Genomic DNA, 22,248 nt, shown 5'->3' with positions numbered 1-22,248 from the left:
CCCATCTCCATGGGGCGGCGCGAATGAGGTTTTCGCGCCTTCGCCTCCTCGGTTTCAAGTCCTTCGTCGAGCCGGGCGAGTTCGTCATCGAACGCGGCCTGACGGGTATTGTCGGGCCGAACGGCTGCGGCAAGTCGAACCTTGTCGAGGCGTTGCGCTGGGTGATGGGCGAAAGCTCCTACAAGAACATGCGCGCGTCCGGCATGGACGATGTCATCTTTTCCGGTTCAGGCACACGGCCCGCCCGCAACACCGCCGAAGTCACGCTTTTCCTCGACAACAGTGACCGTTCGGCGCCCGCTGCCTTCAACGACGCCGACGAGTTGCAGGTGTCGCGCCGCATCGAGCGCGAGGCGGGCTCGCTCTACCGCATCAACGGCAAGGAAGCGCGCGCCAAGGATGTGCAGCTTCTGTTCGCCGACCAGTCGACCGGCGCGCGCTCGCCCTCGATGGTCGGGCAGGGCCGTATCGGCGAACTAATCCAGGCCAAGCCGCAGGCGCGCCGCGCCCTGCTCGAAGAGGCCGCCGGCATTTCCGGCCTGCACACCCGCCGCCACGAGGCGGAACTTCGGTTGAAGGCAGCCGAACAGAATCTGGAACGCCTGGACGACGTCGTCGGTGAATTGGAAAGCCAGATCGAAAGCCTGAAGCGCCAGGCGCGCCAGGCCTCGCGCTTCAAAAACCTGTCGGCCGATATCCGCAAGGCCGAAGCGACGTTGCTGCATCTGCGCTGGACGCTGGCCAAGACGCAGGAAGGCGAGGCACGTTCCGCGCTGGCTGTTGCCACGGCACTGGTCGGCGACCGCGCCGCCGCGCAGATGAACGCGGCCAAGGAGCAGGGCATCAGCGCTCATCGCCTGCCCGATCTGCGCGATGCGGAAGCAGCCGCTGCCGCCGCCTTCCAGCGCCTGTCGATCGCCAGGTCGCAGATCGAGGAGGAGGCCGGCCGCATTCGCAACCGCCAGGCTGAAATCGAGCGCCGCCTGCAGCAACTCGACGGAGACATCGCCCGCGAAGAGCGGATGGTGCGCGACAATGCCGATGTCCTCGAACGCCTGCGCACCGAGGAAGCCACGCTGAATTCCGAAAACGCCGGTGCGGCGGAGCGCGAGGCCACCACCCGCGCGGCGTTTGAACAGGCGGCATCGACGCTGGCGCAAAGCGAAGCCAGGCTCGCCGCTCTGACCGCCGAACGGGCCGAGGCCGCCGCTTCGCGCCATCAGATCGAGCGCACGCTGCGCGAAACCGCCGAGCGCCGCGACCGCTTCGCCCGCCAGCTCGCCGAGGTCGACCGCGAATTGTCGGATATCCTCTCCAAGGTCGCCGGTCTGCCGGATCCGGCTGAAAAGCGCGTTCTGGTCGAGCAGGCCATGGCGCTGCTGGAAGAATCCGAGGCCGCCGTGGCGCAGGCCGAACAATCGGTCATCGATGCCCGCGCCGCTGAAAGTGCTGCCCGCCCGCCGCTTCAGGATGCCAGGGCCGAACTGGCGCGGATCGAGACCGAAGCACGCACGCTGGCCAAGATCCTCAATGCCGCCAGTGGCGATCTCTTCCCTTCCGTGCTGGAGCAGATCAGCGTCGAGCGCGGCTTCGAGACGGCGCTGGGTGCTGCCCTTGGCGAAGACCTCGACGTGCCGCTAGACCGCAGCGCGCCGGCGCATTGGGGCGAAAGCCAGATCCAACCCGGCGACGCGGCCCTGCCGGAAGGCATCAAGAGCCTGGCCAGCGTGGTTCGTGCCCCGGCGCAGCTTGCCCGCCGCCTGGCGCAGATCGGCATTGTCGAGGCCGCTGACGGCCGCCGGCTGCAGGCGCTGCTTGCGCCTGGCCAGAGGCTGGTCAGCCGCGAAGGCGCGCTGTGGCGCTGGGACGGCCTGACCGCCAGCGCCGATGCACCGACGGCCGCCGCACAAAGGCTGGCGCAGAAGAACCGGCTTGCCGAACTCGACGCCGAAGCGGTGCAGGCGACGCTCGTCCTGCGCCAGGCCGAGGAAGCGCTGGCACGGGCCGAGCAGGCGCTTCGCCAGGCGAGCGAGGCCGAACGCAACACACGCCAGGCCGGACGCGATGCACAGCACCGGCTGGACGCGGCCCGCAATGCGCTGGCCGAGGCCGAAAAGGCCGGTGGCGAGCTGGCGAGCCGGCGCGCGGCGCTGGATGAGGGGCGCGCGCGCATCGTCGACAGCCATGAGGAAACCTCGGCGGCTTTCGTCGAGGCCGAAATGCTGCTGCAGGACGCGCCCGATCTCGGCGACCTGCAATTGCAGCTCGAACAGTCCTCGGCCAATGTCTCCCGCGACCGCGCCACGCTTGCCGACGCGCGGGCCGTGCATGAAGGCCTGCGGCGCGAGGCCGAGGCGCGGACGCGCCGGCTCGATGCCATCGGCGCCGAGCGCAGCAACTGGCTGGTACGCGCCGAAAACGCCTCGACCCAGATCGCCTCGCTTGGCGAGCGCAAGGCCGAGGCCGAGGCCGAGCGCGAACGGCTGGCCGATGCTCCGGACGAGATCGATGCCAAGCGGCGCGCGCTGCTGTCGCAATTGACCGAGGCCGAGACCTTGCGCAAGGCGGCCGCCGACCGGTTGCAGGAAGCGGAAAACAGGCAGGCCGAATTGGACAAGCTGGCCACGTCAGCCATCCAGTCGCTGGCCGAGGCGCGCGAGACCCGTGCCCGTGCCGAGGAAAGGCTGACGGCGGCCGACGAGCGCCGGCTGGAGATCGAGGCGCGTATCCAGGAAACGCTGAACACGCCGCCGCATCTGGTCATCCGCCACACCGGCTTGGAAGCCGACGACCCGATGCCCGAAATGGCCGAGATCGAACGCCAGCTCGACCGGCTGAAGATCGAACGCGAACGGCTCGGTGCCGTCAATCTGCGCGCCGAGGAAGAGCAGAAGGAGCTCTCCGACCGGCTCGAAGCGATCGTTGCCGAGCGCGAGGACATCATCGAGGCGATCCGCAAGCTCCGGCAGGCGATCCAGAGCCTCAATCGTGAAGGCCGCGAGCGGCTTCTGGCCGCCTTCGACGTCGTCAACAGCCACTTCCAGCGGCTGTTCTCGCATCTGTTCGGCGGCGGCACGGCGGAATTGCAACTGATCGAATCCGACGATCCGCTCGAGGCAGGCCTCGAAATCCTTGCCCGCCCGCCCGGCAAGAAGCCGCAGACCATGACGCTGCTGTCCGGCGGCGAGCAGGCGCTGACGGCGATGTCGCTGATCTTCGCCGTCTTCCTGACCAATCCGGCGCCGATCTGCGTGCTCGACGAAGTCGACGCGCCGCTCGACGATCACAATGTCGAGCGCTTCTGCAATCTCATGGACGAGATGGCCAAGACCACCGAGACGCGCTTCGTCATCATCACCCACAACCCGATCACCATGGCGCGCATGGACCGGCTGTTCGGCGTGACCATGGCCGAGCAGGGCGTGAGCCAGCTCGTTTCGGTCGACTTGCAGGCCGCCGAGGCGATGCGCGAGGCGAGCTGATCCATCCGGGCTGCCGGATCGCCGCTGGGGCAGGCCGTCTGGCCGTTTTCAGCCTCTGCGCTGCCAAATCGAGTTCATGGAGACCAGGGCCAGCAATCTCATCCTGCGCCAACGACAATCTGTAACCGCCGCACACGCGGCATGCCGGGCCGCCTAGAAATAGGTTCTAGGCGCGACAAGGTTGTTCTGTTGGCGCAGATAGAAACAATAGAAGCCGAATGCGGCAGCAAACCACATGAAGGCCTCGCCCATCGCCAGCCGGTTGTTCGAATTGCTGAGGATGGTGAGGGCAAAGAAAACCAGCGTCGAGATATAGCAGGACCAGGCGGCCGGCGCGATGAGCCCGGCCCGCGCGGCCAGCAGCACCTGCCTGGCCGACCAGATGTAGAGAAAGGCAAAGAAGGCCAGCCCGACCACGCCATAGCGCACGGCTATCTCCAGATAACCGTTGTGGAAGACGTTATAGATCATCGGATGATAGGTTCTGTTCTGCCATTCGGTGAGCCAGCTGGAACTGGCTCCGAAGATCGGGTGGCGTTTCCAGACCTCGATAGCGTCGTACCACAGCATAAGCCTTTCCCTGGCCGCAAGCGGGACCGTACTGTTTGCGATGGCGCGGTCGAAGGCCGGCAAGACGCCATGGCTCAAAACATCCGAAACCAGGCTCCTGACGAAGATCATGGTGTCGCCGGCCGTGGACCAGAAGATGTCGTGTGCGGCGACAACGCCGGCTGCCACGATTGCCAGCACACCCCCCCCGACCATCAGCTCGCGGCGATGGCCTCTCGCCAGCGTCATGACCGCCAACACGAGCAGGGCGAGCGCCAACGCAAGCCAGACCCCCTTTGATCGCAGCGCAATGATGTTGATGAGAGCAAACACAAGGACGGCTGTCGACAGCGCCCAGTGCAGGCTCCTGGTCACTTTGTCCAGGTCGGTTCTTTGGGCCGTGTAAGCCATGAACTGCAGCGTGCACAAGAAGATGAAACCAGCCGACACCGAGGCATGGATGGGATTGTTGAAAAGCCACGGCTCCGGTCTGGTGCCGTGAAGCATGTCCGAATAGCCGGTGTCAGCCGCCAGGAAGACAAGGCTGAGGATCATGAACCAGAGGACGAGCCGCGCCGGCCGCCTGACAAACAGCAGGAGGGCGAAGCCGGTCGTCGCATAAAGCAGCGGAAACAGATAGATGCCTTCGGCGCCGCCCAACTGGTGGGTGCCGAAATAGACGATCGCCAGTCGGATGAAGGCATAGAGCGACCAAGCCACGCACAGAGCGCCGACCCAACCGATCAGTGGCTTGCTGTAGGTCCACAAATCCACCCTGAACCAGCGGATGAGCGCGACCGAGGCTAGGGCAAGGCCCGCATAGCGATAGGTGTGGGCCTCGCGCCAGACCGCCGAGACCAAAGCCAGAATGGCGAGTGCCGCAAGCAACAGAAGCAGGGTGTTGCGCGGCGCGTCCTCCCTGGCGTAGTCCACGGTTTCCCGCGGCAAGGGCGGCCGCAGCAGCACGTGGTGCAGGCGGCGCAGCTCGTCGATGGCTCGCAATGCCCCGGCACTTAGGCGACTCGGCCCGCGAAGCCTTGCGGATTTATAGCTGCCCGAAGGGCCGGCTATGTCCGAAATCGCGCTGTTCCTGGCAAAGCCAAGCACGTTTTGACGAACCGAATAGACTTTCAGGCCGGTATCCCAAAATCGTTCGAGTGCGACGTCCCACGGCATTTTCATCACCGCGAGCGCCGACAACAGCCCCCGTGCCCCCTCCCGTGTCACCAGATAGGCGGCCGCCGAGCCTTGTGGGCCATGCAGCGCTCGACCGATCTCGTCGCCTTGCGTCGTCGCGACGGCGCGCATGAAGAAGCTCATGCGATGGTTGGTCAGCTTTATGACGTCGAAATCCGGCACCGCGGCAATGATGGCCTCGATGCGCCGTATGGTGTTTTCGCTGAAGAAGACGTCGTCCTCGACAATCAGGCCATGGGAGCCGCCGCCGGCCAGGAACGTTTCCAGCGCTTGGATATGGCTGCGATAACAGGCATATTCGCCGGGCAGGATGTCGCGCCCGCTCAGCTTGCGCGCGGTTGGAAGATCGATCTCCGTCCAATCCTCTTTGGCGAGCGCCCGCCCGTCGATGGCGGCAACGCGCTGCAAGGTCAGCCCGGCCGCCTCGGCGCTGGCGCACAATTCGCTCCAGCGACCGGTTTGGCGATCGAGGTTGATGGCGAAGATAGGAAGGTTCATTGAAATTCCACGTTGGACCGCCACCCTTCGATGACCTTGTCTGGAAAGGGTGAGATGTTCAAGGTGATACTGTTCAGGCCAGATGCAACATGGCGGCCCCGATTTGCCGGCCCTCATGTGTCCAGAATGAACCTTGTGCGCTTGGCTGGGGCGCCAGGATTCGAACCTGGGAATGTCGGTACCAAAAACCGATGCCTTACCACTTGGCGACGCCCCAATAGCCGTCAGAGTCGCTTGTGCGGCGCGTTATTAGCAGAGCAGCCGAAAAGCACAATGCTTATGAGCGATGGCAGGAACGCCCCAATCGAGCAATCCACAAGGCAGCCGGATCCCATTCGGGTGGGCTATTGCCCCCAGACAGCCAGCTCATTGCCGGCCGGATCGACGAAGTGGAAGCGCCGGCCGCCGGGAAACGGGAAGATCGGCTTGATGATCGTGCCGCCTGCACTTTCGACGGCGCCGAGGGTTTCCTCGAGGTCGTCGCTATAGAGCACGGGCAGCGGCCTGGCTGGTGCTTCTGCGGCATCCGCCTGAAAACCGCCATCCAGGCCCTCGGCAAAGGCCGAATAGGTCGGCCCATAGTCGGTGAACGACCAGGCAAAGGCAGCACTGTAGAAAGCCTTCAACCGGTCCAGCGTGCCGCCGGTCGCCGGCATTTCCAGATAATCGAGTTTTCCGGTCAGTTTCATGGGGCACCTTTTTGTTCTCTTTATGTTCTAGTCATCAAGTCGTGAGGTGGCAAGTCTTTTTGACGCATGCCCAGGCGAGGCTTTTTTCTTAATCGATTGTAGCGGCGGGACGGCTCCGCCGGCGCTTGCCTTTCGCACTGCAGCATCATATCGCTCCAAAGTCGGACCAGGGCGGAACCCTTCCGTTTCGCCAATCTTTCCAATCTCCTGCAACCGGAGAGCAAAGCATGACCAAATGGGTTTTCACCTTTGGCGATGGTGCGGCGGAAGGCCGTGCCGGCGATAAGAATCTGCTGGGCGGCAAGGGCGCCAACCTGGCCGAGATGTGCAGCCTGGGCCTGCCGGTGCCGCCAGGCTTCACCATCACCACCGAGGTCTGCAATGCCTACTATGCCAATGGCCGCGCCTATCCGGCGGGGCTGGAAGGCGATGTCGCGGCCGCGCTCGATCACATCGGCCGGCTGACCGGCCGCCGGTTCGGCGATCCGTCGAAGCTGCTGCTGGTGTCGGTGCGCTCCGGGGCTCGCGCCTCGATGCCGGGCATGATGGACACTGTGCTCAATCTTGGCCTCAACGACGAAACGGTCGAGGCGCTGGCTACCGATTCCGGCGATGCGCGCTTTGCCTATGACAGCTACCGCCGCTTCATCCAGATGTATTCCGATGTGGTCATGGGCCTCGATCACGAGGTGTTCGAGGAAATCCTCGAAGACCAGAAGGCAAGCCTCGGCCATGAGCTCGACACCGAGCTGACGGCCATCGAATGGCAAGGCGTGATCGCGCTTTACAAGGCCAAGGTCGAGGAGGAGCTCGGCAGGCCGTTCCCGCAGGATCCGCAGGAGCAGCTCTGGGGCGCCATCGGCGCGGTGTTCTCAAGCTGGATGAACAACCGTGCCATCACCTACCGGCGCCTCCACGACATCCCCGAAAGCTGGGGCACGGCGGTCAACGTCCAGGCCATGGTGTTCGGCAATATGGGCGAGACTTCGGCCACGGGCGTCGCCTTCACCCGCAACCCGTCCACCGGCGAAAAGCAGCTCTATGGCGAATTCCTGGTGAACGCACAGGGTGAGGATGTCGTCGCCGGCATCCGCACGCCGCAGAACATCACCGAGGCCGCCCGCATCGCCGCAGGCTCCGACAAGCCGTCGCTGCAGAAGCTGATGCCGGAAGCCTTCCAGTCCTTTGTCACCATCTCCGACAGCCTGGAAAAGCACTATCGCGACATGCAGGATCTCGAATTCACCATCGAGCGCGGCAAGTTGTGGATGTTGCAGACCCGCTCGGGCAAGCGCACCGCCAAGGCGGCACTGAAGATTGCAGTCGAAATGGCAAGGGACGGCCTGATCACGAAGGAGGAAGCCGTCGCCCGCATCGATCCGGCCTCGCTCGACCAATTGCTGCACCCGACCATCGACCCGAAGGCCGCACGCGACGTCATCGGCGTCGGCCTACCGGCATCGCCTGGCGCTGCCACCGGCGAGATCGTCTTTTCCTCCGGTGATGCGGAGGACCTGAAGGCACAGGGCCGCAAGGCGATCCTGGTGCGCATCGAGACCAGCCCCGAGGATATCCACGGCATGCATGCGGCCGAGGGCATCCTGACCACGCGCGGCGGCATGACCAGCCACGCCGCCGTCGTCGCGCGCGGCATGGGCAAGCCTTGCGTCTCGGGCGCCGGCTCCCTGCGCGTCGATTACAAGGCCGGCACGCTGCTCTCGATGGGACAGACCTTCCGCAAGGGCGACATCATCACCATCGACGGCGGCAACGGCCAAGTGCTGAAGGGCGCCGTGGCAATGCTGCAGCCCGAACTGTCGGGCGATTTCGCCGCCATCATGGAATGGGCCGACGCGGTGCGGCGCATGAAGGTGCGCACCAACGCCGAAACGCCGCTCGATGCCCGCATGGCGCGCTCCTTCGGCGCCGAGGGCATCGGGCTTTGCCGCACCGAGCACATGTTCTTCGACGGCGCCCGCATCGTCGCCATGCGCGAGATGATCCTGGCCGACACCGAGAAGGACCGGCGCGCCGCCCTTGCCAAGCTTCTGCCCATGCAGCGCTCGGATTTCCTGGAACTGTTCGAGATCATGGCCGGCCTGCCGGTGACGATCCGCCTGCTCGATCCGCCGCTGCACGAATTCCTGCCCAAGACCGAGGCCGAAATCGCCGAGGTCGCGGCCGTCATGAATGTGTCGCCCGACAAGCTCAGGCAGCGCACCGAGGCCTTGCACGAATTCAATCCGATGCTTGGCCATCGCGGCTGCCGGCTGGCCGTCTCCTATCCCGAGATCGCCGAGATGCAGGCACGCGCCATTTTCGAAGCTGCAGTCGAGGCCGGCCAGAAGGCCGGCGCGCTGGTTGTGCCCGAGATCATGGTGCCGCTGGTCGGCCTGGTGAAGGAACTCGACTACGTCAAGGCACGCATCGATGCGGTCGCCAAGAGCGTCATGGATGAGAGCGGCGTCAGGATCGATTACCTGACCGGCACGATGATTGAGCTGCCGCGCGCGGCGATCCGTGCCCACGTCATTGCCGCTACAGCCGAGTTCTTCTCCTTCGGCACCAACGACCTCACCCAGACCACGTTCGGCATCTCGCGCGACGATGCGGCCTCGTTCCTGGAGACCTACCGCCAGAAAGGCATCATCGAGCAGGATCCGTTCGTCTCGCTCGACATCGATGGTGTCGGCGAACTGGTGCGCATGGCCGCGCAAAAGGGCAGGGCGACACGCCCCGACATCAAGCTCGGCATCTGCGGCGAACATGGCGGCGACCCGGCATCGATCCGCTTCTGCGAGGAGGTCGGGCTCGACTATGTCTCGTGCTCACCCTATCGCGTGCCGATCGCCAGGCTGGCGGCCGCGCAGGCTGCGGTACAGGTGGCGAAAGCGGGACGCGGATAGGGAGATCAAGGCATTGCGCAATCGCACCGAAATGAAGCCGGAACGCCCTGTCTGAAGGGCGACTGGTCGTCAGGCTACCGAATGGCGCTTGCACCAGGGCGGTCAAATTGCCGCGCCATGCATTTTTCTGCTATCCATCGTCCGATTTCCGCCTTCATGCGGGTCTTTGGATGCCGGCTTGAAATCGCCAATCAGGAATTCGGTTTGATGCGTCTGCTGCAAAGACACCTCTGCACGATCGCCATGTCTTTGGTGGCTGTATGCAGCGCCAATGCCGCGACGCTGGTCGAGCCCACCCTGCACATCAAGCCCGCGGCGAGCGGAGCGGGCCGCGTTGCGCTCACGCTCGACGCCTGCGACGGACAGACCGACACGCGCATTCTCTCGGCGCTTGTGGAAAACAAGATCCCGGCCACCATTTTCGTCACCGGAATCTGGCTGAAACGCAATGCGGCGGCCGTCGAGATCATGCGGGCGCATCCTGACCTTTTCGAATTGGAAAATCACGGTGGCCGCCACATTCCGGCGGTCGACACGCCGCAAAAGATTTATGGCATAAAGAGCGCCGGCAGCCCGGATGCCGTGCTGGCCGAAGTCGAGTCAGGGGCCGCGGCGCTTGCCAGGACCGGTCAGCCGGCGCCCAAATGGTTCCGCGGTGCAACCGCCGAATACAGCCCCTCGGCGATCGCGATGATCCGCAAGCTCGGCTTCAAGATTGCCGGCTTCTCGATCAATGGCGATGGCGGTTCGCTGCTCGGCGCCAAGGAAACCGCCAGGCGCATCGCCGCGGCCAAGGACGGCGACGTCATCATCTCGCATATCAATCAGCCGACCCACGCCGCCGGCGAAGGCGTGGTGCAGGGCCTGCTGGCGCTGAAGGCCAAAGGCATGACCTTCGTGCGCCTCGACGACGCCGACGGCACGGGCAATCACGGCACCACGGACTGATCCCGCAGCACGTGCTGGAGCTGGCTCTTCCTCAACCCGGCTTGGCTTCGATCGTGACCTTGCTGGCGTAGAACGCACCGTGGTCGCGGATTTCGGTCATTTCGTCGAAAGGCCGCTCATAAGCCCACATCGCATTCTGACCGGTTTCGCCGGCGGGCAGCACGCTCCAATAGCTGGCATCGCCCTTGTAGGGGCAATGGGTCGAGTGTTCGGTGCCGCTCAGCCTGTCGAAATCGATGTCGGCGAACGGAATGTAGAAGACGGCGGGATAGGGCGCTTCGCTCAGCACCTTGGCCTTGGTGGACGACGCGATGACCGTATCGCCGGCGCGCACCGTGACGGTGCCGACATAGGGCTCGATGGTGATGATCTTGTCGGGGTTGCGCTGGAAGCCGGGGGCCGGGTTGGCGATCTTGTCCATGCTGGTTCTCCTTGCGTGGCCCTTAAAGTGTGGCGGGCACAGCTGTTGCGCAAGGTGGCTTCGGATCACGAAAACAGGCGCGCCAATCGCCGAGGCGTGGCATGACAGGGCTTTCGAGCGTCAGCCGAGGCTCAGGCGGCGGTCTTGAATGCGTCCATCAGTCCGGCATAGGCCGCTGCGATGCCGGCAACCGGGTTGCTGCTTCTGGAAACGGTCTCGACTTTCAGCGAGCCGCCGCCGGTCGGCAAGGTGAGCAGCAGGAACTGGCGATTGCCTCCAGCGCCGACGGATGCGGCCGCGACGTGCTGGCCTTCCCCTTCGTTCTGGACGCACATCTTGAACAGCAGCGTGCCGCCGACCGCTTCAAGCGCGCCGCCGACAACTTCAACAAATTCGTCTTCGGAAACAGTCTTTTGATCCGGCACCAGATCGGCCAGGCTTTCGGCAAGTGTGCTCTCAAGGGCTTTGTCGTCGAGCTGCGTATCCATGCGAACCTCTTTCAGTCGCCAATCGCCCCCTTTACCCGTTAACGAAGCTTAACGCCGACGATGGCCGGATTGTGGCGGATTTCCCGGTCATTTCGTGGGATAGGACACCGTCGCGGCTGTCGTGTTTTTGACCCTCCTGCCATCGCGTTGGCACGAATGCCCAGCAGTCCAAAATCCAAAACATGTCAAAATTCAACTGCTTGCCGTCGCGGCACGGACCCTGAAATTCGTGTCCCGAGCGAGCGGGTGACTGGACAATCCGCCGGTTCGCTTCACAATGCGCCAAAGCTACGACGCAAAATGCGCGAGGGAGGAAACCGGATGCTGGGGCTGATGCAGGAATGGCCGCTGCTGTGCCACAAGCTTATCGACAACGCCGAACGGCAGCACGGAGTGCGCGAGATCGTGTCGCGCTCGATCGAGGGGCCGATCGTGCGCACCACCTATGCCGACCTCCATCGTCGTTCTCTCAAGGTCGCCCAGCGGCTGGAGCGGGACGGTTACGGGTTGGGCGACCGCATCGCCACGCTGGCCTGGAACACGGCGCGCCACCTCGAGGCCTGGTACGGCATCATGGGGGTCGGCGCGATCTATCACACGCTCAATCCGCGCCTGTTTCCCGAGCAGATCGTCTGGATCATGAACCATGCCGAGGACAAGGCCGTCTTCGTCGACCTCACCTTCATACCGCTGCTGGAGAAGATCGCCGGTGCCGTCAAATCGCTGAAGAAGGTGATCGTGCTGACCGACAAGGCGCACATGCCGCAGACGACCTTGTCCAATGCCGTCGCCTATGAGGACTGGCTTAACGAGGTCGATGGCGACTTCGCCTGGAAGACCTTCGACGAAGGCACCGCCGCCGGCATGTGCTATACGTCGGGCACCACAGGCGATCCCAAGGGTGTCGTCTACAGCCACCGCTCGAACGTGCTGCACGCCATGATCGCCGCCATGCCCGACGCGATGGGCCTGTCGTCGCGCGACACGATCCTGCCGGTTGTGCCGATGTTCCACGCCAATGCCTGGGGCCTTGGCCAGAGCGGGCCAATGATCGGCGCCAAGCTGGTCATGCCCGGCTGCAAGATGGACGGCGGCTCGATCTATGAATTGCTCGACACCGAGAAGGTGACCTTCAGCGCCGCCGTACCGACCGTCTGGATGATGCTGCTGCAATATCTGGAGGAGACCGGCAAGAAGCTTCCCTATCTGAACAAGGTCGTCATCGGCGGTTCTGCCTGTCCACGCGCGATCATGACGAGGTTCCAGGACGATTACGGTGTCGAGGTCATCCATGCCTGGGGCATGACTGAAATGTCGCCGCTCGGCACGCTGTGCACCCTGAAACCGGAATATACCGTTCTCCAGGGCGAGGCCCGGCTTGATGTCAAGCAAAAGCAGGGCTACCCGCCCTTCGGCGTCGAAATGAAGGTGACCGATGACGAGAACAATGCGCAACCCTGGGATGGCAAGACCTTTGGCCGCCTGAAAGTGCGCGGCCCGGCCGTCGCCCGCGCCTATTATGGTGGCGCCGGGGCGGAGCAATTCGATGAGGACGGCTGGTTCGATACCGGAGATGTCGCTCACATCGACGCCGGCGGCTACATGCAGATCACCGATCGCGCCAAGGACGTCATCAAGTCCGGCGGCGAATGGATTTCGACCATCGAGCTCGAGAATCTGGCCGTCGGCCACCCGGACGTGGCGGAAGCCGCGGCCATCGGCGTCCATCATTCGAAATGGGGCGAGCGGCCCTTGCTGGTCGTCGTCGCCAAGCCGGGCAAGGAGCCGACCAAGGCGGATATTCTCGGCTTCATGGACGGCAAGGTGGCCAAGTGGTGGATGCCCGACGATGTCGCTTTCGTCGGCGAAATACCGCATACCGCCACCGGCAAGATCCAGAAGACTACCTTGCGCAAGCAGTTCAGGGACTACCACCTGCCGACGGATTGAGGGGATGTTGCGTGTTTCGGCTTCAAGCCGCCGCGAAAAGGCACTAAACCTCCGTCCGGGTTGGGGCAACGCAGAGAACCATGGTTAGCATTCCCGAACGGCGAACGTCGAAGGCTGCCGGCTGGTCGCGCCGCACGGCCGCGTTTTCAGCGGTACTTTTGCTGACCGACTTCGTCGGCCACCGCTTCGATCTCGTCGAAACGCCGGTGTTCCTGTGGGTGCTGGGCATCGTAGCGCTGCTTGCGGCGCTGGCGCTGCTGTTCGCCGCCTTCGCCTTTTCGAGACTATGGAAATTCGGCGATCGCGGCGGCCGCGACCTGACTGTCGGCGCCTTGCTGGCAATGCTGGTGCTGGTCCCCTATGGCGTTGCCGCCTACTGGGCGACGATCTACCCGCCGCTGAGGGACATTTCGACCGATTTCGATGAGCCGCCCGCGCTCGACGTCAGCGAGCGGACAAAGGACATGAATGTGTTGTCCCCATCGACACCGGGCGAACAGAGGCTGCAGGCCGACAGCTATCCGCTGGTCACCGCGCGCAGCTACGACCTTCCATTCGAGACCGTCGTCAATGCCGTCGAAACCGTGCTCGACCGGCGCGGCTGGGATCTTTCCGAACCCTATCCCGACCTTGCCGGGCAAAGCGACGTGACCATTACCGCTGTCGCCAAGGGCTTCGTGGTCGGACTTCCGGCCGATGTGGCGATCCGCGTGACGGACGATGGCGATAGCGTGATCGTCGACATGCGGTCGGCTTCGCGTTACGGCCGCTACGACCTTGGCGACAATGCCGCGCGCATCACCGATTTCCTGGCGGAACTGGATCAGGAAGTCGCTGGCCAGGTCGGAGCGGCTCCTGCCGAATAGGCACTTCTCGCCGATCCGGCGCGTGCGAGGAGGGTTGGGCACCGGGCCAGACCGGCCTATCGCGCCGGCGTGAAAATGCCGTCGATGGCGGGGACGGCATCTGTCGATACCATGCCGCGCGCCACCAGGTCCTCGAGATGGGCAAGCACCGACAGCCCTGCGGCGCCATGCAGCCTGGGATCTGTATCCCTGTAGATCGCCTTGACCATGTCGGGAACCGTCCGGTCCCCGGCTCTGACCCGCTCCAATATGGCCCGCTCGCGCATTTTGCGATGCGTCTTCAATCCCCGCATGAAAGCGCGCGGCTTGGTGACCGGCCCGCCGTGCCCAGGCAGCAGCAGGCGGTCGTCGCGCTCGATCAGGCGGTCCAGCGATGCCATGTAATCGGCCATGGCCCCGTCCGGCGGCGCGACAATCGATGTCGCCCACGCCATGACATGATCGGCCGAAAACAGGATGCCGGTTTCTTCCAGCGCGAACACCGCGTGATTGGCGGTGTGGCCGGGGGTCAGAACCGTACGGATCGCCCAGCCGTCGCCGGCGACCAACGCACCGTCCGGCAGTGCGATGTCGGGATTGAAAGCGGTGTCGGCGCTGGCGTCGAGCGCATTGGTCTCGCCGATATGCAGTGGCCTCGCCGGCCGGTGCGGCCCTTCCGCCATCACCAAAGCGTCGGTGCGCTCCTTCAGTCGGGCCGCCAGCGGGGAATGGTCGCGATGCGTGTGGCTGACGAAGATATGGCTGACGGGCCTGCCGGCGATCACGCCGAGCAAGGTCTGAAGATGCGCCTCGTCATCCGGCCCGGGATCGATTACCGCCAGCGTGTCGCGCCCGACGACATAGCTGTTGGTGCCGTGAAAGGTGAAGGGGCTGGGGTTCCGGACCGTGATGCGCTGCACGTCCGGGCCGACGTTCACGCCCTGGCCGTAGTACGGATCGAAGCTGGTATCGAATTTGAGAGCCATGTCGGCACATTGTTCCCGGAACGGCAAAACCGATTGCCGCATAGCACGCAAGCCAATATAGGAAAACGCAGGATCGCGATTATCGGATCGCGCTAGATCGGATTGGGGAAGACCATGGCAACTGCAACGACGATGCGTCCGCTTGTTTCTCTGGCTTTGCCGCAGGAAGGCGCGGCGCGACTGGCAACACAGCTTTTCCTGGCGATCGCCGGAACGCTGCTGCTGACCCTGTCGGCCAAGACCAAGGTTGTGCTGGGGCCCGTCGACATCTCGATGCAGACGCTCGCCGTCTTGCTGATCGCCGCCACCTTCGGCCTGCGCCTCGGCGTCGCCACGTTGCTGCTCTACATTGCGGAGGGCGCGATGGGCTTCCCGGTCTTCCAGGGCACACCGGAGAAGGGCATTGGCCTTGCCTACATGGTCGGCCCGACGGGTGGCTATCTCGCGGGCTTTGTCGTCATGGCGGCGATTGTCGGCTGGGCCGCGGATCGCGGCTGGGATCGCCACCCGATCAAGCTTTTCAACGCTATGCTGGTTGCAGAAGTGGTGATGATGGCGATGGGCTTTGCCTGGCTGGCGCTGCTGATCGGCCCGGAAAAGTCCTGGCAGTTCGGCGTCGTGCCGTTCATTGTCGGCGATCTGATCAAGGTTGCGCTGGCGGCAAGCCTTGTGCCGGCCGTCTGGTCGCTGCTGAAGCGCTCCTGAGGTCTGTAGGAAGATTGGCGTGCCATAGACATTAGGGATCCATTCCCGAGGATGGGCGCTTCCGATGAAGGTTCTGGTCACCGGCGCCGCCGGCTTCATAGGCTATCATGTCGCCAGGCGGCTCCTGGAGCGTGGCGACGAAGTTGTCGGCATCGACAGCGTCAACGACTATTATGACCCGCGGATCAAGCAGGCGCGGCTGCGGCTGCTGGCCGAAGCCAGCCAAGGCACCAATGCCGGCTATCATTTCATCCACGGCAATCTTGCCGACAGAGAAATCGTGGACGGCTGCTTTGGCGATCATGGCTTCGACCGGGTGATCCATCTCGCCGCCCAGGCGGGGGTACGCTACAGCCTGGAAAACCCGCGAGCCTATGTCGAAAGCAACATCGTCGCTTTCACCAACATGCTGGAGGCCTGCCGCAATGCCGGCATGGCGCACCTGACCTATGCCAGCACCTCGAGCGTTTACGGCGCCAACACCGACATGCCGTTTTCGGAGCACCGCCCGGCCGATCATCCGCTGCAGTTCTACGCCGCGACCAAGCGCGCCAACGAGCTGATGGCGCACAGCTACAGCCATCTGTTCGGGCTGCCGACGACCGGGCTGCGGTTCTTCACCGTGTACGGGCCTTGGGGGCGCCCCGACATGGCGCTGTTCCTGTTCGCCAGGAGCATCCTGGCCGGCGAGCCGATCAAGCTGTTCAACAATGGCAACCACACGCGCGACTTCACCTATATCGACGACATCGCCGAAGGCGTGATCCGGACCAGCGACAGTCCTGCCGCCGGCAATCCCGCCTGGGATTCAGGTCATCCGGATCCGGCAACGAGCAGCGCGCCCTGGCGCATCTTCAACATCGGCAACAACAATCCGGTGAGGCTGACCGCCTATGTCGAGGCGCTGGAAAGCGCGCTTGGCCGCAAGGCCGTCATCGAGCTCTTGCCGCTGCAGGCCGGCGACGTGCCGGACACCTTCGCCGACACTTCCGCGCTGCAGGAGGCTGTTGGCTACCGCCCCGGCACGTCCGTATCAGACGGGGTAGGGCGGTTCGTCGAGTGGTACCAGGCGTATTTTGGGTAAGGCTGAGGTCATGTGCTGGCGTGCGAAACAGGCCTCTCCTGTGTCGCGTGCCGCATTGACAAGCCATTGAATGAAACCTAAGCACGATCGATCAGGGCCGGGGGGCTCGGCATGTCAAGGAGCGCTTCTTGAAAGGAATTATCCTTGCTGGAGGCAGTGGAACGCGTCTTTATCCACTGACATTAGCAGTCTCTAAGCAAATCCTTCCGATATACGACAAGCCGATGATTTATTATCCGCTGAGCGTACTGATGCTCGCGGGAATCCGTGAGATTCTGATTGTTTCGACACCGCGTGATCTGCCGGCTTTTCGTGATTTACTCGGCGACGGATCGGAGTTCGGGCTGGCGTTCTCCTACGCCGAGCAGCCGCAGCCCAATGGTCTTGCGGAAGCTTTCATTATCGGCCGGGATTTCATCGGCAAAGACGGCGTCGCGATGATTCTTGGCGACAACATCTATTTCGGTGACGGCCTTTCGCAGCTTTGCCGCGCCGCCGCCGCGCGCGAAGCGGGTGCTTCGGTGTTCGCCTACCATGTCGAGGATCCCGAGCGCTATGGTGTTGTGTCCTTCGACAAGGCGACCGGAACCGCGCTGACGATTGAGGAAAAGCCGCAGAAGCCGAAGTCGAACTGGGCTGTCACCGGTCTCTATTTCTACGACAATGACGTGGTCGACATCGCCCCGACGATCCGCCCCTCGGCGCGTGGCGAGCTCGAGATCACGGCGGTCAACAATGTCTATCTCGAGCGCGGCAAGCTGCACGTGCACCGTTTGGGGCGTGGCTATGCCTGGCTCGACACCGGCACGCATGACAGTTTGCACGAAGCCTCTTCTTTCGTGCGCACGATCGAACATCGGCAGGGCATCAAGGTTGCTTGCCCTGAGGAGATCGCCTTCGAGCAGGGCTGGCTGACGGCAGAGCAAGTGCTGCAACGCGCAACCCAGTTGGGCAAAAATGAATATGCCGCCTATCTGCGGCGGCGCGTCGCCGATCTGTTGGAGGGCTAAGCTTTGGAGATCAGGTCCCTCGGCATCGATGGCGTGCTGGAAATCGTCCCCAGGCGACATGGCGATGCACGCGGCTTCTTCATGGAAACCTACAATGCCGAGCGGTTTTCGCAGGCAGGCATCGACTTGGTTTTCGTGCAGGACAACCATTCCTATTCCGCCATGGCAGGCGTCTTGCGAGGGCTTCACTATCAGCTCGAGCCGCGGGCCCAGGACAAGCTGCTGCGCGTCATTCGCGGCAGTATCCTCGACGTCGCGGTCGATATCCGCCGTGGTTCGAAAACCTTTGGGAAGTGGGTCGCCTGCGAGATTACGGCCGAAAAGGGCAATCAGATTCTGGTTCCGAAGGGTTTCGCGCATGGCTTTGTGACGCTCGTGCCCGACACCGAGGTTCTCTATAAGGTTACAGACACTTATTCGCCCGAGCACGATCGGTCTATCCGCTTCGACGATCCCGTCATCGGCATCGAATGGCCTTCGGTGGCTGGCGGATTCCAGCTTTCGGACAAGGACCTCAAGGCGCCGGTGCTCGCCGAAGCCGATGTGTTTGCCGGATGGGCATGAAGGATAGCGGCATGAATTTTCTGGTGACAGGCGGGGCTGGCTTCATCGGTTCGGCGGTGTGTCGGCATCTGTGCGCCAATCCGGCCTATAGGGTGACCAATCTCGACAAGCTCACCTATGCCGGCAACCTGGCCTCGCTGCGGCAAATCGAGAACGCGCACAATTATCGCTTCGCCCAGGCCGATATATGCGACGAGAAATCGGTGCTCGACATAATGCACCGTGACGATATCGACATCGTCATGAACCTTGCCGCCGAGAGCCATGTCGACCGCTCCATCGATGGGCCCGGCGCCTTCATCGAGACCAACATCGTCGGCACCTACCGCATCCTCAATGCGGCGCTCGAATACTGGCGCGGCCTTGCCGACGACAGGAAAGGCCGCTTCCGCTTCCATCACGTGTCGACCGATGAAGTGTTCGGCGACCTGCCTTTCGAAGGCGGCATGTTCGTCGAGGAGACGCCCTACGCGCCGTCCTCGCCCTATTCGGCCTCGAAGGCGGCCTCGGACCATTTGGTCCGAGCCTGGCACGAGACCTACGGCCTGCCGGTCGTGCTCTCCAACTGTTCGAACAATTACGGCCCCTATCATTTTCCCGAAAAACTGATCCCGCTCGTCATCCTCAACGCGCTCGACGAAAAGCCGCTGCCGGTCTATGGCGCCGGCGCCAATGTGCGTGACTGGCTGTTCGTCGAGGACCACGCGCGGGCCCTGGAACTCGTTGCCACCAAAGGCACGCCGGGCGAGAGCTACAATGTCGGCGGCAATTCGGAGCGGACAAACCTCGGCGTCGTCGAGACGATCTGCGACCTGCTCGACAGCAGGCGTCCCCGGGCCGGCGGCAAGAGCTACCGTGACCTGATTTCCTTCGTCACCGACCGCCCCGGCCACGACCGCCGCTATGCCATCGACGCATCGAAGATAGGCCGGGACCTCGGCTGGGCGCCCAACGAGAATTTCGACAGCGGCCTGGCCAGAACCGTGGACTGGTACCTCGACAACAAATGGTGGTGGGGGCCGATCCGCGAGCAGAACTATGCCGGCGAAAGACTGGGCGAAGCCCGCAAGGGGGCCGCGTGAGGCTCGTCGTCACCGGACGCGAAGGCCAGGTTGTGTCGAGCCTTCTGGAGGCCGGCCAGCTTGCCGGCGTGGACGTCATCGCCATTGGCCGTCCGCAGCTCGACCTGGCAAACCCCGACACCGTGATCGAAGCCATTGCTGCGGCCAAGCCTGACATCGTCGTGTCGGCTGCCGCCTACACGGCCGTGGATCAGGCCGAGGACGAGCCCGATCTGGCATTCAGGGTGAACGCCGTCGGCGCCGGCAAGGTGGCGGAGGCCGCGGCGCGGCTTGGCGTTCCCGTCATCCACCTTTCGACCGACTATGTCTTCGACGGCAGCGCTTCCGGCGCCTATGTCGAAACCGATGCAACCGCGCCAGCCAGCGTCTACGGCGCCTCCAAGCTCGCCGGCGAACAGGCGGTGGCATCAGCCAATCCGCGCCACCTGATCCTGCGCACCGCCTGGGTCTACAGTCCGTTCGGCAAGAATTTCGTCAAAACCATGCTTCGGCTTGCGGCCGACCGCGACGAGATTTCAGTGGTGGCCGATCAATGGGGAAATCCCACCTCAGCGCTGGATATCGCCGATGCGATCCTGCATGCCGCGGCCACGCTGCAACGCAACAAGGACTTCGCCGCGTTCGGCACCTATCATCTGGCCGGCACGGGCGAGACCAACTGGAGCGGCTTTGCCCGTCATATCCTCGACACGAGCCGCGTGTCTGGCGGTCCTTCAGCGCGTGTCCGCGACATAACGACGACGGACTACCCGACCAAGGCGCGACGCCCTGCCAATTCCCGGCTGTCGAGCGCGAAGTTCGCCTCCGCCTTCGGCTGGTCTGCGCCGGACTGGCGGCGTTCGACGGAAGCAGTGGTGCGCCGGGTCCTGTCCTGAGAGACGCGAACCGGCGCAAGGCAAAGCCGGCCACCGGCGCTGGGCATACCGGCAAGCTCAGAACAGATGTCGGTCAATGTCGGCGCCCCGCCGTCCGGCTCGTGACCAATGCATGATGGCTTCCTGAGCGAATTCGCCTGAACGCCACGAACTCGGCGCCGCCCGGAGCCTGCTCGCGCCGCTGTTGGCAGCCGCAAAAAACAGCTTATTTTGCCAAAGCAGGTAGCGCGCGGAAGCAAAGTTCTTTAGGTCCATATGGAATACGGCAGCCGATCAGCCTTGCGGAAAGAAGAGGGTGGATTGTCAAAGCTTATTATTCAAATCCCATGCTTGAATGAGGAGGGGACGCTCGCCGTCACGCTGGCCGATCTGCCGCGTCAGGTCACGGGTTTCAGCACGGTGGAATGGCTCGTAATCGATGATGGCTCCACCGACCGAACAGCAGAGGTTGCCCGGGAAAACGGCGTCGATCACGTGGTCTCGCTGCCCCATAATCAGGGGCTTGCCAAAGCGTTCATGACCGGCATCGAAACCGCGTTGAAACTGGGCGCGGACGTCATCGTCAACACCGATGCGGACAACCAGTACGATGCCTCCTGCATTCCCGATCTGGTCCGGCCCATACTGGAGAAAAAGGCTCAGATCGTCATCGGCGCAAGGCCGATCAGCGAGATAGATCATTTTTCGCCGGTCAAGAAATTTCTGCAGAAGTTTGGCAGCTTCGTTGTCAAGCTTGCCAGTGGCACGACGGTCCCTGACGCCCCGAGCGGTTTCCGGGCCATTCATCGCGACGCGGCGATGCAGCTCAATGTCTTCAATCGCTATACCTATACGCTGGAAACGATCATCCAGGCGGGGCGCAGGAACATCCCGATCACCTCGGTGCCGATCCGCGTCAACGGCGATCTTCGACCCTCACGGCTGGTCAAGAGCATACCGAGCTATGTTCGGCGCTCGTTGATAACGGTCGTGAGGATTTTTGTCGTCTATAGCCCGCTGCGCTTCTTCTCGACATGTGCGGCAATCGTGGCCGCGCCGGGGTTGATCGGGGTTATCCGGTTCCTTGTCCACTATTTGATGGGCGAAGGCAATGGCAACATCCAGTCACTCGTTCTGTCCAGCGCCTTGCTCGCGATTGCCGGCATTCTTGCGATGAGCGGCATCATTTCCGAGCTCATCGCGGTCAACAGGCAATTGCTTGAAGAAATAAGGATCAGGCAATTGCAGCAAGAGTATGGTGCAAAGGCTAGGATCCGGTCGTTTACAGTTGAAAGCAAAATCAAGAAAGAAAGTGTAGGCGGAACGATATAAGATGAATGATACGCCGGTCGCTTACGATAACATTCCAGGTAATTACTATGACAAGTACAACACCCGGAATCCGGTTGCGCGATATTTGATGGATGGCTTTTTAAGCAGATTCGATGCGTTGACGGCCGAGACAGGTGTTCGCAATGCCTACGAGGTCGGCTGTGGAGAAGGAAATTTGTCCATTCGACTTCATGATCGGGGGTGGAACGTCCGCGGCAGCGATCTGGAAGGCGTCAGTGTTTCGCAGGCCAACGAGCAATGCGTCAAGCGTGGGATAGCGCCGTTGTTTGAAACGCGCTCGCTATTCGAACTGACACCGCAAGTGAATTCCGCTGAATTGGTAATATGCTGCGAGGTTCTGGAGCATGTTCCAAATACGCAACAAGCGCTCTCGGTCCTGAAATCACTTGGCAAGCCATATCTCCTTGTCAGCGTGCCGCGAGAGCCGATCTGGCGGGTCCTGAATGTTGCCAGGGGAAAATATGTAACCCAGTTTGGCAACACGCCAGGGCATATCAATCACTGGTCATCCGCGTCCTTTATCGATCTGCTAAGCAAGACGCTAAAGGTCGTGAAAGTCAGCAAGCCCTTTCCTTGGACCATGGTCCTTTGCCGCTGTGACTGAGGCAATGCAGACGGCACAACCACCCAAAAGCAG

At 62.9% G+C, this 22,248-nt stretch carries 18 protein-coding genes and 1 tRNA gene; 13 read left to right on the top strand and 6 right to left on the bottom strand.

The genetic code is table 11. From position 1 onward, the window contains the following. Positions 1–23 precede the first annotated feature (23 nt). Complete coding sequence (smc, locus tag FJ546_RS01135) at positions 24–3,482, top strand: chromosome segregation protein SMC (RefSeq protein ID WP_140887425.1); 3,459 nt, start codon at positions 24–26, stop codon at positions 3,480–3,482. 153 nt (positions 3,483–3,635) lie between these two features. Here smc and FJ546_RS01130 read toward each other — a convergent pair whose 3' ends face one another. The 3 genes from FJ546_RS01130 to FJ546_RS01120 all read right to left on the bottom strand — a co-directional run bounded on the left by FJ546_RS01130 (position 3,636) and on the right by FJ546_RS01120 (position 6,415). Beyond that, positions 3,636–5,726: an O-antigen ligase family protein gene (locus tag FJ546_RS01130; RefSeq protein WP_140887423.1), complete on the bottom strand. Its 2,091-nt coding sequence runs from the start codon at positions 5,724–5,726 to the stop codon at positions 3,636–3,638. Between the two features lie 142 nt (positions 5,727–5,868). Next, positions 5,869–5,943: transfer RNA gene (locus tag FJ546_RS01125), tRNA-Gln, on the bottom strand. A 127-nt stretch (positions 5,944–6,070) separates the two neighbouring features. After that, the gene (locus tag FJ546_RS01120; RefSeq protein ID WP_140887422.1) at positions 6,071–6,415 is read right to left on the bottom strand and encodes a VOC family protein; all 345 of its coding nucleotides are present in this window, start codon (positions 6,413–6,415) and stop codon (positions 6,071–6,073) included. Between the two features lie 227 nt (positions 6,416–6,642). Here FJ546_RS01120 and ppdK point away from each other — a divergent pair, with 227 nt between their 5' ends. Then, positions 6,643–9,321 (top strand): pyruvate, phosphate dikinase, encoded by a 2,679-nt coding sequence (gene ppdK, locus FJ546_RS01115; RefSeq protein ID WP_140887420.1) that lies wholly within the window; start codon positions 6,643–6,645, stop codon positions 9,319–9,321. 207 nt (positions 9,322–9,528) lie between these two features. Next, the gene (locus tag FJ546_RS01110) at positions 9,529–10,269 is read left to right on the top strand and encodes a polysaccharide deacetylase family protein (protein ID WP_140887419.1); all 741 of its coding nucleotides are present in this window, start codon (positions 9,529–9,531) and stop codon (positions 10,267–10,269) included. 31 nt (positions 10,270–10,300) lie between these two features. On the opposite strand, the gene FJ546_RS01105 is transcribed toward FJ546_RS01110, so the two are convergent. Continuing rightward, entirely contained in the window at positions 10,301–10,690 is a 390-nt protein-coding gene (locus FJ546_RS01105; RefSeq protein WP_140887417.1) for a DUF427 domain-containing protein, read from the bottom strand. Between the two features lie 131 nt (positions 10,691–10,821). After that, positions 10,822–11,178 carry a hypothetical protein gene (locus FJ546_RS01100; protein ID WP_140887416.1) on the bottom strand — a complete coding sequence of 119 codons (357 nt, stop codon included), beginning with the start codon at positions 11,176–11,178 and terminating at the stop codon, positions 10,822–10,824. 321 nt (positions 11,179–11,499) lie between these two features. On the opposite strand from FJ546_RS01100, the gene FJ546_RS01095 reads away from it, so the two are divergent. Then, positions 11,500–13,128, top strand: coding sequence for a fatty-acid--CoA ligase (locus FJ546_RS01095; RefSeq protein WP_140887414.1), 1,629 nt, complete (start codon positions 11,500–11,502; stop codon positions 13,126–13,128). Between the two features lie 80 nt (positions 13,129–13,208). After that, on the top strand, positions 13,209–13,994 hold the full coding sequence (locus tag FJ546_RS01090; RefSeq protein ID WP_140887413.1) for a DUF1499 domain-containing protein: 786 nt from the start codon (positions 13,209–13,211) through the stop codon (positions 13,992–13,994). A 56-nt stretch (positions 13,995–14,050) separates the two neighbouring features. On the opposite strand, the gene FJ546_RS01085 is transcribed toward FJ546_RS01090, so the two are convergent. Next, positions 14,051–14,959 (bottom strand): MBL fold metallo-hydrolase, encoded by a 909-nt coding sequence (locus tag FJ546_RS01085; protein ID WP_140887411.1) that lies wholly within the window; start codon positions 14,957–14,959, stop codon positions 14,051–14,053. A 114-nt stretch (positions 14,960–15,073) separates the two neighbouring features. On the opposite strand from FJ546_RS01085, the gene FJ546_RS01080 reads away from it, so the two are divergent. From FJ546_RS01080 to FJ546_RS01045, 8 genes are all read left to right on the top strand, one after another. Further along, positions 15,074–15,664: a biotin transporter BioY gene (locus FJ546_RS01080; RefSeq protein WP_140887410.1), complete on the top strand. Its 591-nt coding sequence runs from the start codon at positions 15,074–15,076 to the stop codon at positions 15,662–15,664. A gap of 64 nt (positions 15,665–15,728) precedes the next feature. After that, a complete protein-coding gene (locus FJ546_RS01075) occupies positions 15,729–16,748 on the top strand; it encodes an NAD-dependent epimerase (protein ID WP_140887408.1) in 1,020 nt (339 codons plus the stop codon). Between the two features lie 128 nt (positions 16,749–16,876). Continuing rightward, positions 16,877–17,758 carry a glucose-1-phosphate thymidylyltransferase RfbA gene (rfbA, locus tag FJ546_RS01070; protein WP_140887407.1) on the top strand — a complete coding sequence of 294 codons (882 nt, stop codon included), beginning with the start codon at positions 16,877–16,879 and terminating at the stop codon, positions 17,756–17,758. Between the two features lie 3 nt (positions 17,759–17,761). Continuing rightward, positions 17,762–18,322 carry a dTDP-4-dehydrorhamnose 3,5-epimerase gene (gene rfbC, locus FJ546_RS01065; protein ID WP_140887405.1) on the top strand — a complete coding sequence of 187 codons (561 nt, stop codon included), beginning with the start codon at positions 17,762–17,764 and terminating at the stop codon, positions 18,320–18,322. Positions 18,323–18,333: 11 nt separating this feature from the next. Continuing rightward, a complete protein-coding gene (gene rfbB / locus FJ546_RS01060) occupies positions 18,334–19,404 on the top strand; it encodes a dTDP-glucose 4,6-dehydratase (protein WP_140887403.1) in 1,071 nt (356 codons plus the stop codon). Next, the gene (rfbD, locus tag FJ546_RS01055; protein ID WP_140887401.1) at positions 19,401–20,279 is read left to right on the top strand and encodes a dTDP-4-dehydrorhamnose reductase; all 879 of its coding nucleotides are present in this window, start codon (positions 19,401–19,403) and stop codon (positions 20,277–20,279) included. The genes rfbB and rfbD overlap by 4 nt, the downstream gene beginning before the upstream one ends. Before the next feature lie 300 nt (positions 20,280–20,579). Continuing rightward, complete coding sequence (locus FJ546_RS01050; RefSeq protein ID WP_348641948.1) at positions 20,580–21,590, top strand: glycosyltransferase family 2 protein; 1,011 nt, start codon at positions 20,580–20,582, stop codon at positions 21,588–21,590. 1 nt (position 21,591) lies between these two features. After that, positions 21,592–22,215 (top strand): methyltransferase domain-containing protein, encoded by a 624-nt coding sequence (locus tag FJ546_RS01045; RefSeq protein ID WP_140887400.1) that lies wholly within the window; start codon positions 21,592–21,594, stop codon positions 22,213–22,215. Positions 22,216–22,248 lie beyond the last annotated feature (33 nt).

The organism is Mesorhizobium sp. B2-4-19, assembly GCF_006441315.1.
Taxonomy (GTDB): Bacteria; Pseudomonadota; Alphaproteobacteria; order Rhizobiales; family Rhizobiaceae; genus Mesorhizobium.
Note: the sequence above shows the minus strand (reverse complement) of the source record. Positions and strands in the feature narration are given on the sequence as shown.

Bases quoted from the DNA above. Each gene is read 5' to 3' on its own strand.
- FJ546_RS01085 (WP_140887411.1), bottom strand. From the start codon at position 14,959: ATGGCTCTCAAATTCGATACCAGCTTCGATCCGTACTACGGCCAGGGC.
- FJ546_RS01100 (WP_140887416.1), bottom strand. From the start codon at position 11,178: ATGGATACGCAGCTCGACGACAAAGCCCTTGAGAGCACACTTGCCGAA.
- smc (WP_140887425.1), top strand. From the start codon at position 24: ATGAGGTTTTCGCGCCTTCGCCTCCTCGGTTTCAAGTCCTTCGTCGAG.
- ppdK (WP_140887420.1), top strand. From the start codon at position 6,643: ATGACCAAATGGGTTTTCACCTTTGGCGATGGTGCGGCGGAAGGCCGT.
- FJ546_RS01110 (WP_140887419.1), top strand. From the start codon at position 9,529: ATGCGTCTGCTGCAAAGACACCTCTGCACGATCGCCATGTCTTTGGTG.
- FJ546_RS01045 (WP_140887400.1), top strand. From the start codon at position 21,592: ATGAATGATACGCCGGTCGCTTACGATAACATTCCAGGTAATTACTAT.
- rfbB (WP_140887403.1), top strand. From the start codon at position 18,334: ATGAATTTTCTGGTGACAGGCGGGGCTGGCTTCATCGGTTCGGCGGTG.
- FJ546_RS01130 (WP_140887423.1), bottom strand. From the start codon at position 5,726: ATGAACCTTCCTATCTTCGCCATCAACCTCGATCGCCAAACCGGTCGC.
- FJ546_RS01105 (WP_140887417.1), bottom strand. From the start codon at position 10,690: ATGGACAAGATCGCCAACCCGGCCCCCGGCTTCCAGCGCAACCCCGAC.
- FJ546_RS01090 (WP_140887413.1), top strand. From the start codon at position 13,209: ATGGTTAGCATTCCCGAACGGCGAACGTCGAAGGCTGCCGGCTGGTCG.
- FJ546_RS01120 (WP_140887422.1), bottom strand. From the start codon at position 6,415: ATGAAACTGACCGGAAAACTCGATTATCTGGAAATGCCGGCGACCGGC.
- FJ546_RS01075 (WP_140887408.1), top strand. From the start codon at position 15,729: ATGAAGGTTCTGGTCACCGGCGCCGCCGGCTTCATAGGCTATCATGTC.
- FJ546_RS01095 (WP_140887414.1), top strand. From the start codon at position 11,500: ATGCTGGGGCTGATGCAGGAATGGCCGCTGCTGTGCCACAAGCTTATC.
- FJ546_RS01080 (WP_140887410.1), top strand. From the start codon at position 15,074: ATGGCAACTGCAACGACGATGCGTCCGCTTGTTTCTCTGGCTTTGCCG.